The following is an 11,523-nucleotide window of genomic DNA, read 5'->3' on the forward strand; positions in this document are numbered from 1 at the left end:
ACATGATCTTTTAAATTTTTCATAATAATCCTTTCTTATTTAATTATAAATTTTTATTGAATTTAAACTAAAGCACCAAACGCTTGCTTTTATAGTAGGCTCAATTTACTACACGATTAAAAGTTGAATGAACCTAAAATAAGTTGCTAATGAACTTAATGGCCATAATAAATCTAACTTTAATAATTTCTTAGTTTAGTAGCTTCCGCTTTTATATCTTTCTACTTTTTATATCTTTCTACAAAAGTACATTCACGCAGCGTTAAATAATTCACCACTCCTAGAACAATAGCAGCGATGATAACTAAGGCTGACACTAAAGAAACTTCGATCTTACCTACCACCTTTAGTCTACCGCCTTAAAAGCCTCATTATAGTGAGTATTTGTTTGAGTGATATTGTTTGAGGTTATTGAGAGTATCGGTATTATTGCTATAGAAAAGTAAATAAACAGTTATTCTTTAACTTCTTTATTGTCTACACGTAAATCTCTACAGATGCGTTGAGCTGCCATACCCAAGGCTTCTGTAAACGTCGGAAATGCCAATTCTAAATTAGCTATTTCGTTAATTTTCATTTTAGCTGCCAGACAAGTGGCCGCAACCTGAATCACCTCGGCAGAGTATGAGCCGAGGACATGCGCGCCCAATAGCTCTTGCGTCTCTTTATCGATGATAATTTTACAGAATCCGTCGGTTCGCGCATCCATAACGGCGCGCGGTAGCGCAGTGTAATCTATGATCTCAACAATGCAGTCATGACCTTCTTCCGCTTGAGCTTGGGTCATACCTACGGAGGCATATTCTGGCTCGGTAAAGCTGCCGGTGGCAATCGCTCCTGGGGCGTATTTTTCTGCTGTATCAGAGATGGCATTTTGTGCGGCAACTCTGGCCTGATGAGCCGCGCTTTGGACAAACATGCTGATACCGTTTGCATCTCCTGCAACGTATACCCCTTCTGCATTGGTTTGCAAATAGTCATCGACTTCGATATAGGGGCCGTCTACTTTAATATCAGTGGCCTCAAGATTGAGCCCCTCTAAATCTGCCGGCCAACCCACCATCAAGAACACCGCATCGGTCATTAATGAGTCTATTTGGTCGTCATGCTTATAGGTGACTTTTAACTGACCGTTTTCTTTCGCGATGGATTCACACCCTGCACCAGTCAGGACGTTCATACCGCGTGAGGTAAAGGCTGCTTCAAGCTTACGCGATATATCAATGTCGCTTGGCGGGGTCAAGCGATCAGCGAATTCAATGATATCGACCTTTGCGCCAAAATCAAGGAGAATGGAGGCAAGCTGGCATCCGGTTGCCGATCCACCGACTATGGTTACCCTTTCTGGAAGCTCTGTCATTGACCATAGGTCATGAAAAGAAAGTACTAATTCGTTGCCCGGAATAGAGAGCTTTCTGGGTTTGCCGCCAACGGTTATAATGATTTGGTCAGCACTAAACTGGCGTCCGTCACCGATTTCTAAAGTTTTGTTATTTACAAAGTGGGCTGGACCAACCTCGTCTATGACCTCTATACCTTGATATTCAACTATTTTCGTCAAATGCCACACCTCATTGGCATGCGCGGCAACGCGATTGGCATTTTCGATTGCCGCCTTAAAATCGACAGCGGGCGTCTTCCCTATTAATCCAAATTGTGGGTAGAGCGCCGTATCAGTGCGCAGACGTGCAGCTCGAGCAAGCGTTCGCACTGGTGCAGGACCTTCATTAAAGGCGGTACCACCCAGTTTATTGGCTTCAAGCAGGGTAACTTTTGCGCCAAGTTCATGCGCACGCAGGGCAGCCTGTACACCCGCTGGACCACCACCAACTACGATGACTGTCTTTTTATTATTCTTATTTTCCGAATTGTTGTTTTTTGATTGGTTATCTTGTTTCATATATTTCCCAGTTTAAGGCATTAATGAATATATATCGCCAGCTAACGCCTATTTCTTTCAAAACAAACATATCGAAGGGCATAATTTAAGTGTTTAATTGAAACATACAACAACCCTAATTTTTGTACCGTTAGTGAACGTTTCTGTTGGCGGACGTTTGCTATATTTGCGGTAAGTAAACTGACAGTGGTGTCGAGGTAGCAGGAACATTACTAGTTTTAATCTCAGCTAGAGTCGCCTCTATAATCGACAGACACGATAATAGAGAAAAGCGAGCGTAGCGCCAAAAATTCAGTCAAAGAAACGCCCTACTTTTGCCACTCTAAAGTATCGTAAATCATCTCCATGTTGGAATTTCGAGGAAGCTTTAAAGGATCATTTCTATCAGTTTGTAGAATACCCTCCTATAGTGCACTTAAAGCCTCAGCAATAGTTCTATCTAAGGCTTCTTACGATTAAAAAACTAACGTTCTGTACACTATAAAGTATATTGTGGCTATTTCAGCGATTTGAAACGTTAATATCATTAGCCTATAGCTATAGATTCAAGTCCTCACTAGGGAACCAAACTAGTGAAGAACTGATTGGTTCAGGGTAGGTATGTCTTAATATGACAATACCTTTAAGACAGTTAGTTTAGTTGGCTCATATCCTTGTCTATCAGAGTAGAGTGGTCAATTTTAAATATTGGATACAAATCAACAATAGTTAGTTTTTTAGCGTATAAATCCTGATAATTCAGATATTCTATAATGATCTGATTTTCATATATCACGACCCTCATCGCTCCTTCTTCATATATCTTAAATATTAATGCTTCATCTTGATATATATAAGCAGATATTGAGTTCTGAATATCACTGATAGAAAAAACCATTTTTTTATTTTGTGTATCAATGAATGTGGATTCTAGCAAACCATCATTGTCTATATGACTCTCGCATCCAAACATCTCCATAAAATCTACATCTTTAGGATAAAAGAACGACATTTTCTTTCCTATGATCAAAGTCTGTGGTCAATTAATTTCGTACAATTTAGGATGATAGACGAAACAATGCTAATTATATAGCCAGTGCTTCGCTACCTGTATAGCGCACCGAACATATTCCCATAACGGGCTTTATATTAAATAAACCTCGCCGCCTACCCATTCATATAAATTACGAATAACTTCAAGACATTAAAAAAGAGATGCAGTAGCATCTCTTTTTTTAAATTCATCAGACATATTATCTTAGTGATGCTCACCCGGTAAAATTCTAGCAAAGGCACGCTGAGCAAGGTTTGGTTTTTTATTGCTAGTCAATCCAGCACGAGTACTTGGAAAAATACGATAACCCATTGATTGAATACCAACGTTAATGGCTGGTGCTAATGAATAAGTCGCCGACGCAAATTTGCCCATGTTACTGGCAATACTGTTTGGTTTATGGACAATCGCTTTGGCGACCATCATCGCCGCTTCATCTGGCATCAGCGCGGGCATGTAGCGGTATAATTTAGTAGGCTCAATCATCGGCGTACGCACCAACGGCATGAAGATATTGGTAATAGTGACATTATCGCCTTTTACTTCAGCGGCCAAGCAGCGGCTAAAAGCATCTAATGCTGATTTCGAGGCGACATAAGCGGCAAAGCGCGGACTGTTTGCGAGCACACCAATCGACGAGATATTTACAATTTGACCGGTCTGGCGCTCAATCATGGTCGGCAAAAATCCAAGCACTATTTTAACGGCGCCAAAGTAATTGATATCCATGGTACGCTCAAAATCATGGAACCGATCTATAGACTCGTGCACTGAACGGCGAATTGAGCGACCTGCGTTATTGACCAGAACATCTACATGACCGAAATCTGCCAAAATTTGCGCGCTGACTTTTTCTATATCATCCATATTGGTCAAATCACAAGGATAATAACTGGCCTTGCCACCAAGCTCCTCGATACTGTCTTTAACAGCCTTTAATTTGTCTTCGGTACGCGCCAACAAGATAACATGCGCGCCGCATTCACTGAGCAGATAGGCTGTACGCTCGCCGATACCGCTTGATGCCCCTGTAATAATAATATGCTTATCTTTGACCGCTTTGCTGATTGCTTTTTTTGAGGGGTTGGCCATAAAAAATCCTTTTCGTAAATAATATATCTATTTAGGTTCGCCTAAAGCATAGCAAATATAGTTGGGTTAAAGTGAATAAACAGGCAACAAAACTCACTTAATTTGCTGATTATTAGCGATTAAACCTTTATTAGCAAGCTTGATGCGTAGACTGAGCGTTTAGGGCTATTCGTGCGCGTGTAGGAAGTCTTCGACCACGCGAAATTGCCCAGCTGTACTCTCTTCACCATACATCGCTTGACGAAAAGCGTTGGAGTTGGGAATACCCGTGGTATACCAAGCGATGTGCTTGCGAGCAATACGGCAACCTGAGTATTCGCCATAAAACCCATATAGCTCTTGCAAGTGCGCTAGGACAATCTCTTTTATCTCGCTGACACTAGGCGCGTCAAGGCGTGTGCCAGTCCGCAAGAAATGTTCGATATCGCGAAATATCCACGGCTGCCCTTGCGCGGCGCGGCCTATCATCACCGCGTCGCAGCCCGTTAGCTCATAGACACGCTGCGCTTTTTGCGCGCTGTCGATATCACCATTGGCAATCACCGGAATACTAACGCTTTCCTTGACCTCACGGATGAGCTCATAACGCGCCTCACCGGTATACATGTCCTCACGCGTACGGCCATGAATGGCAATCGCGGCAATACCCGCCTGCTCTGCACGCTTGGCCACGCGCAAAATATTCTCACGCCCATTCTCAAAACCCAAACGTGTTTTCAAGGTTACAGGCGCATCGACTGCACCTACTGCTGCATCTAGCAAGCGCGCAACCAAATCTTCATCTTGCAATAGTGCCGACCCTGCCAATTTACTGCACACTTTTTTGGCCGGGCAGCCCATATTGATATCAATAATCTGCGCGCCATTATCAATCTGATAGCGTGCGGCTTCTGCCAATTTATCCGGTTCTGCGCCCGCTATCTGCGCAGAAATAGGCGCAATCTCATTATCGAAATTGGCGCGGTAGAGCGATTTTTTGCGCGCATAAAGTGCAGTATCAGCGATGATCATCTCACTAACGGCATGCCCTGCGCCAAAAGATTTACAAAGTCTACGAAACGGATTATCCGTCACGCCAGCCATCGGTGCGACCATCAGACGGTTTTCAATCGTCAAGCCGCCAATGACCAATGGCTGCAATAAAGGATGGTCATTATTAGCTTCTGCTGATGCTTGATTAGACACGGGATTATTTATAAGCATAAAAAACGGCTTGATTCGTAGTGAAAACAAGCCGTTATTCTAAGGGTTCTTAACTTTATTGCAAGTGATAGAGGCAATCATTTGCTTAGCGCACGTCAAGGAAAAAATGCCTATTTATCAAAAACACTGCCCTGCTCTAAGGTAATGTCATTATCATGTACTTGCATACGCCACGGCAAAATATCAGGTGATATATTAATAAAGTGCAAATACTTCTCGAACTGATCAATGATATCGTTAATCACTGAATCCGGTTGATAGCCATATAAATCATAGGTTTGCCCGCCGCGGCGCAAATAAACTTCCGCCCGATAATGATGCTCTTGCGGCAGTTTACTCGCCATCTCTTCCGTATAATAATCTGGCGCTTCATGCTCTGATAAGCGCACTTCGTACCAAAACTCGACGTTATCGCCGCCGCGTAACTCAAATACTACGCGATCATTGACTTCGTCATAATTTACTTCAGGCAACCAACCGGTTTCGGCAAACTTTTCGGCAACTTCATGCATCGACGATAAGACTGTACCTTTAATATAACCCAATACTTTATCGCGCGTTGGTTGCTGAGTCATGTAATCAATACGGTCACGCCACGCATCTAGTTTCAACAGATGTGGCGGCAGGTGATTGTCACTGGCAAGGCTTTGATTACGATGACCTTCGATACGCAGCGCTCGCCACATGCCAAACATCGCAATCAAAATAATAATCGTAAAGGGCAAGGCGCTAACAATTGCCGCTGTTTGCAGCGCTTGCAGGCCACCTGCTAAGAGCAGCGCCGAGGCAACAACGCCAAGTATCAATACCCAAAACGTACGCTGCCACGCTGGCGTATCGCTACGACCGCCTGCTGCGAGCGAGTCAATCACCAATGAACCTGAATCGGATGAGGTGATAAAAAAGGTAACGATAAGTACCACAGCCAGTACAGATACCACTTGGGTAAACGGTAGATTCTCAAGCAGTTTGAATAAAGCAATCGCTTGGTTATTTTGCACTTCAGTAATCAGCGATTCATAGCCTTGAATCATAATCATATTTAGTGCTGTATCACCAAACACCGCAAACCAAAAGAAAGTAAAGATGGTAGGTACTAGCATCACGCCAACGATAAACTCGCGAATGGTACGACCACGACTAATCTTGGCAATAAAAATACCGACGAAAGGCGACCAAGAAATCGTCCACGCAAAAATAAATAGCGTCCAACTGGTAATCCAATCGCCTTGCTGATACGCCTGCAGACTAAAGGTACGCTCGACAATATTACCTAGATAACTACCCGTGTTTTCCATAAAGGCGTTGAGAATAAATATCGTCGGTCCTACCGCAAATACAAACAGCATCAGCGCCGTTGCCAGTATCATATTTAAGATAGATAAGCGTTTGACTCCTTTGTCCATACCTGCAAGCACTGATATCAAGGCCAGCCCCGTAATCAAGACAATGGCGATTACTTGCACGGTTGTATTGACTGGAATGCTGGGTAATAGGTAATGGAGTCCCGTATTTATCTGCGACACTGAAATACCAAGACTGGTGGCCAAACCAAATAAAGTACCCAAAATGGCGAACACATCAACCGCATGACCAATAGGTCCATGGATTTTTTCACCGATGATGGGATACAGCGTCGAGCGCATGGATAGTGGCAAACCGTGACGAAAAGCAAAATACGCCAAGGTTAAAGCGACCACGCCATTAATTGCCCAAATATGAAACCCCCAATGAAAATAAGCAATCTGCATGGCTTCTTTTGCCGCAGCTACAGTTTGTGGCTCTGATAGCGGCGGCGAGGCAAAATGCGTCACTGGCTCCGCCACCCCATAAAATAGCAAAGCAATCCCGTACCCTGCCGAAAACAACATCGCAAACCATTCAATAAAATTGTACTGTGCCTCACCATGGTCGGGACCGAGCTTTATACTGCCATAAGGCGAAAATGCGAGCACCACCACAAACATCAAAAACAGCGCGGTTGCTAGCATATAAAACCAGCCGAATGTCTCGGTGGTAAATTCTAGTACTTGGACAAACAAATTACTCGCCAGCTGTGGGTTGACCGATGTCCCCACTACCAGCAATAACATGACAATGGCCGTCGGTATAAATACTGGCATCAAAATAGTAGAGCGAGATAACTTACTCATAAATCGTTCTCATAAATCATAAATTTAGGTATGCGTCTAATATTGTTATATAACGCCCAGTTATTCAAATAAATTTTAAATCACCGAGCCAATAGTTACATTACCTAATGATGATAAAAAATATTGCTTTGTTTATTAATATTGAAAAACATCGCTATTTAACGAAAAAAGACAGCTGCTTAGCTGCCCTTCTTATCACACGAATACACATTTATTTATCAAACACACTGCCTTGCTCCAGCGTGATGTCATCATCATGTTGCTGCATACGCCACGGCAAGATATTTGGCGAAACATTGACAAAGTGTAGATACTTTTCAAATTGATCGATAATGTCATTAATCACCGATTCTGACTGATAACCATATAAATCATAGGTCTGACCACCGCGGCGCAGATAGACTTCGGCACGATGGTGGTGCTCTTGTGGTAATTCATTGGCCATATCTTCGGTGTAATAATCAGGCACCTCATGCTCTGACAAGCGCACTTCGTACCAGAATTCCACATTATCCCCGCGTCTTAGTTCTAGTACGGCGCGATTATTAATCTCATCATAATTAACCTCAGGTAACCAGCCGGTTTCGGCAAATTTCTCTGCCACCTCTTGCATCGACGATAGCACTGTACCTTTAATATAACCCAGCACCTTATCGCGCGTTGGCTGATTGGTCATATAATCAATGCGGTCGCGCCAAGCATCTAGTTTCAATAAATGCGGCGGTAAATGATTGTCGTTGGCCAAACTCTCGTTACGATGGCCTTCAATACGCAGCGCTCGCCACATACCAAAGGTCGAAATCAAAATAATCACCGCAAACGGCAAGGCACTAACGATAGCGGCGGTCTGTAGCGCACTCAAACCACCTGCGATAAGTAGCACCGCAGCGACTGCACCCTCAGTGACAACCCAAAACGTACGCTGCCACCATGGCGTATCACTACGTCCACCTGCGGCGAGCGAGTCAATCACCAATGAGCCTGAATCCGACGAGGTCACAAAAAAGGTGATGATCAATAGCACAGTCAATGACGACACAATCTGGGTAAATGGTAATTGCTCTAAAAGCTTAAATAACGCAATAGCTTGGTTGTTTTGCACTTCACTAATCAGCGCCTCATAACCATCGACCATAATCATGTGTAGCGCAGTATCACCAAATACCGAGAACCAAAAGAAAGTAAACAACGTTGGCACCAGCATCACGCCCAATACAAACTCACGAATGGTACGTCCACGACTAATCTTGGCGATAAATAGCCCAACAAAAGGCGCCCACGCAATGGTCCATGCAAAAATAAATAGTGTCCAGCTACCGATCCAATCACTCGATTGATACGCTTGTAAACTAAAGGTACGCTCGACAATATTACCTAAATAGCTACCCGTGTTTTCCATAAAGGCATTTAGAATAAATACTGAAGGTCCAACAACAAATACAAATAGCATCAAAGCAGTGGCGAGCACCATATTTAAGATAGATAGGCGCTTTACCCCTTTGTCCATACCTGCTAGTACAGAAACGAGTGCCGCCGCCGTCACCAAGGCAATGATAATCACTTGCACCGTGGTACTGACTGGCACGGTATTTGGCAATAGATAATTTAAACCTGCATTAATCTGCGCAACCGACAATCCCAAACTGGTGGCGATACCAAACATAGTACCGACGATCGCAAACACATCGACGGTATGCCCAATGGGGCCATGGATTTTGTCACCGATTAGTGGATAGAGCGTTGAGCGCACGGACAATGGCAGACCATGGCGAAACGAGAAGTACGCTAGTGACAAGCCAACCACACCATAAATCGCCCAAATATGAAAACCCCAGTGGAAATAAGCAATTTGCATCGCCTCTTTTGCCGCCGCAATAGTCTGCGGCGTAGAGAGTGGTGGACTGGCAAAATGTAATACTGGCTCGGCAACGCCATAAAATAACAAGGCAATGCCATACCCAGCTGAAAATAGCATGGCAAACCATTCAAGGAACTTATACTCAGCCTCGGCATGGTCAGGGCCCAACTTAATACTGCCATACGGTGAAAATGCTAAGGCAATAATAAACATCAAAAATATGGCAACTGCCAACATATAAAACCAGCCGAACGTATCGGTGGTAAATGCCAATACCTTACTAAACAACTCACCAGCTGCCTCAGGATTAATGGCTGTACCAATCACCAATAACAACATAATGGTGGCGGCGGGCACAAAGACGGGTAACAAAATAGTGGAGCGAGGTAATTTACTCATAAAAAGTGATGTCCTCAAAAAATAACAATCAATAAGAAAGCTAAATACAACAAGAAAAGGTAGCACTGCCCACTTTATGGATTTGTACGAATAAAGGCAGTAGATGGTTCGGCTCTTATCAAACCGCTTATAAAGTAAATATAATTTTTATCACACTCTCTGCAAAAACCCTAGACAAGTGCCGAACTCGTAACACTATTTTAACGTTTGTTACATGACTATTACTCAGCAATAAAAAAGGCAACTTGTTAGCTGCCTTTTTTTTAACGGTTGTATTATTGATAGTTAATTTAAGATATTAAGCATCAATAGCCTCGGCTAACTGCTTGGCCATTTCCGCAAGCTCACCTTGGTCTGCTTGTGTGACCGCATGGCGGCCTAGCTCGTGGATGCTCGATGGAATTAGATGGACATGATAATGAAAAACGGTTTGCCCTGCTTGCGCGCCATTTAACTGCATTTGAATAATACCCTCACGTTCAAACACTTGGCGCTGCGCTTGCATGACTTTTTTGGACGTCATTAACACCGCGGCGGCGTATTCTGGCTCAAGATCGGCCAAATCAACGGTTTTTTGCTTAGGAATCACCAATACATGACCCTTTGCTTGCGGCATGATATCCATAAAGGCGAGGGTTTTGTCATCCTCATAAACTTTATGATAAGGGATATCACTGTTAAGCATTTTGGCAAAGATATTATTGTCATCGTATTTGGTTTGGTTGTCTTGACTCATTATTTTATTCCTTAGTTGGTTATTAGTAATTGGGTATCAGTACTTGTTGATCAGTATTAGAGGGTAAATATCTCAGCAAATATAGTGGACGAAATATTGCTTGAGTACAAGTGGCTAATACATTCACTAGCCACTTTCAATTTTACTGAGTTTTGCTACCAACAATTCTATAAGTGATACGATTAATTTATTGGCGAGCCGTGCGCTTTAAATGTTATATTAATCCTCTATTTTAATCACCTCAGGTTTATGGATTTGACTGCCTTGCCAACCCAATTACCCCAATCATCAAACACTACTGACGCTCATAGCGACCACGCTTATGACACTATGAGAAATCATACTGCGGTTAATGAAACGCTTGAAGATAGCGCACCGTCAACCATGTCAAGCATTGAGCCAAACGCCATTATCTTAGCTGAGGCATTGACTGATAAAACGATCAGTTGGCGTATCCATAATTGTAAAATCAGTAAAAAAATCATGACGCAGGATATGCCACTGCCCTTTTTGTATCATTACGACAGTTTAGATGACAGCATTAAACAGACTTATCCATTAACACCTTCCCTACTTGCCCAGTTTAATACCCCCATGACAGCTAACGAGGCGGCGAAACTTATCGGTATTGATAAGGCGCTGATCACCAGCCCTTGGCATGTCAAAGTGATTGGCTCATTGGTGGTGTTTAGTGAAACGCTGCAATTGGCCGTACGCCTGCATTGGACCAATACTGGTAAAGACACCCAGCAAATTTATACCAAAGAAGAAGCCGATGCGCTTACTGCTGCTTTTAAAGAGTGGCAGTTTTTTGGTCGTATTGATGTGCTTTATAAAAATACTAAGCAAACACTTATCAGTATTGATGAGCACGCCGAAAACGATAAACAGCTACTCACTATTGCTGCCAGTCCTGACTATCAATTCTTGCCAGCGCCTCACGCCTTAGTCGTCATCGCCAAAATTGAAACCGATAAAGCCGACTTGCCTTGGTTTGAGAGCGCTATTTTAGAGCGCCTCGTTTAAATATTGACCCTCAAGTCTTTATGATTATTGGTTAATGATTTTCAGTTATCCATATCTAATGGTATGGTAACGCCTTAGTATTATTCACTAGTACTCACATGGCATAAAAAGCACACTATCCGT

Annotated in this window: 8 protein-coding genes; 1 reads left to right on the plus strand and 7 read right to left on the minus strand. The window is 43.0% G+C overall.

The window, feature by feature from the left end:
- Positions 1-454: 454 nt before the first annotated feature.
- The 7 genes from V7D75_RS00005 to V7D75_RS00035 form a co-directional block, all read right to left on the minus strand.
- Positions 455-1,900 carry a dihydrolipoyl dehydrogenase family protein gene (locus V7D75_RS00005; RefSeq protein ID WP_333612887.1) on the minus strand — a complete coding sequence of 482 codons (1,446 nt, stop codon included), beginning with the start codon at positions 1,898-1,900 and terminating at the stop codon, positions 455-457.
- Positions 1,901-2,531: 631 nt separating this feature from the next.
- A complete protein-coding gene (locus tag V7D75_RS00010) occupies positions 2,532-2,891 on the minus strand; it encodes a hypothetical protein (RefSeq protein ID WP_333612888.1) in 360 nt (119 codons plus the stop codon).
- Between the two features lie 246 nt (positions 2,892-3,137).
- On the minus strand, positions 3,138-4,025 hold the full coding sequence (locus V7D75_RS00015) for an SDR family NAD(P)-dependent oxidoreductase (RefSeq protein WP_333612889.1): 888 nt from the start codon (positions 4,023-4,025) through the stop codon (positions 3,138-3,140).
- Between the two features lie 165 nt (positions 4,026-4,190).
- Positions 4,191-5,228 (minus strand): tRNA dihydrouridine synthase DusB, encoded by a 1,038-nt coding sequence (dusB, locus tag V7D75_RS00020; RefSeq protein WP_333612890.1) that lies wholly within the window; start codon positions 5,226-5,228, stop codon positions 4,191-4,193.
- A 110-nt stretch (positions 5,229-5,338) separates the two neighbouring features.
- A complete protein-coding gene (locus V7D75_RS00025; RefSeq protein ID WP_333612891.1) occupies positions 5,339-7,381 on the minus strand; it encodes a BCCT family transporter in 2,043 nt (680 codons plus the stop codon).
- Between the two features lie 211 nt (positions 7,382-7,592).
- Entirely contained in the window at positions 7,593-9,638 is a 2,046-nt protein-coding gene (locus V7D75_RS00030; RefSeq protein WP_200661925.1) for a BCCT family transporter, read from the minus strand.
- A gap of 298 nt (positions 9,639-9,936) precedes the next feature.
- Positions 9,937-10,374 (minus strand): HIT family protein, encoded by a 438-nt coding sequence (locus V7D75_RS00035; RefSeq protein ID WP_333612892.1) that lies wholly within the window; start codon positions 10,372-10,374, stop codon positions 9,937-9,939.
- Between the two features lie 264 nt (positions 10,375-10,638).
- Between V7D75_RS00035 and V7D75_RS00040 the strand changes: the two genes are divergently transcribed.
- Positions 10,639-11,400 carry a hypothetical protein gene (locus tag V7D75_RS00040; RefSeq protein WP_333612893.1) on the plus strand — a complete coding sequence of 254 codons (762 nt, stop codon included), beginning with the start codon at positions 10,639-10,641 and terminating at the stop codon, positions 11,398-11,400.
- Positions 11,401-11,523: the final 123 nt, after the last annotated feature.

This window comes from Psychrobacter sp. (assembly GCF_036731945.1).
Classification (GTDB): domain Bacteria; phylum Pseudomonadota; class Gammaproteobacteria; order Pseudomonadales; family Moraxellaceae; genus Psychrobacter.

Bases quoted from the DNA above. Each gene is read 5' to 3' on its own strand.
- V7D75_RS00005 (WP_333612887.1), bottom strand. From the start codon at position 1,900: ATGAAACAAGATAACCAATCAAAAAACAACAATTCGGAAAATAAGAAT.
- V7D75_RS00010 (WP_333612888.1), bottom strand. From the start codon at position 2,891: ATGTCGTTCTTTTATCCTAAAGATGTAGATTTTATGGAGATGTTTGGA.
- V7D75_RS00015 (WP_333612889.1), bottom strand. From the start codon at position 4,025: ATGGCCAACCCCTCAAAAAAAGCAATCAGCAAAGCGGTCAAAGATAAG.
- dusB (WP_333612890.1), bottom strand. From the start codon at position 5,228: ATGCTTATAAATAATCCCGTGTCTAATCAAGCATCAGCAGAAGCTAAT.
- V7D75_RS00025 (WP_333612891.1), bottom strand. From the start codon at position 7,381: ATGAGTAAGTTATCTCGCTCTACTATTTTGATGCCAGTATTTATACCG.
- V7D75_RS00030 (WP_200661925.1), bottom strand. From the start codon at position 9,638: ATGAGTAAATTACCTCGCTCCACTATTTTGTTACCCGTCTTTGTGCCC.
- V7D75_RS00035 (WP_333612892.1), bottom strand. From the start codon at position 10,374: ATGAGTCAAGACAACCAAACCAAATACGATGACAATAATATCTTTGCC.